Source organism: Oleiphilus sp. HI0079, from assembly GCF_001635105.1.
On sequence record NZ_LWFT01000473.1, the window covers coordinates 1 to 310 of the forward strand.

The 310-nt window shown below is 47.1% G+C and carries 1 pseudogene; it reads right to left on the reverse strand.

Annotated elements, in window-relative coordinates:
* Nucleotides 1–310 (reverse strand): annotated as a pseudogene (locus tag A3750_RS06215) (DUF1302 family protein); the annotation flags it as partial.

A 310-nucleotide genomic window follows, 5' to 3' on the forward strand; every position in this document is an offset into this window, starting at 1 on the left:
TTGTCACATGTGCCGTACGGATTTAGCGCAGAACACACATTCAACGCACCTGCGCCAAGATAGTCCGGTGTTAAACCAAATCCAGCCTGATCGTAACGGCCGTAGCGCATTTCATCTACATCAGGTAAATCATGTACGTAGGTTGCACCAATTTCACCAACGATTGCTAAACGGCTCGCGCCCATCGTCTGATCAATAAACGAAATACCGGTAAATTGAAGCTGCGAAATATTGTAACGATCAAAGCCCTGCTGATCTGTTCCGTAGAATCCCGATGCTTGCGCATCTGCATCCGTAACAAAACCATCTC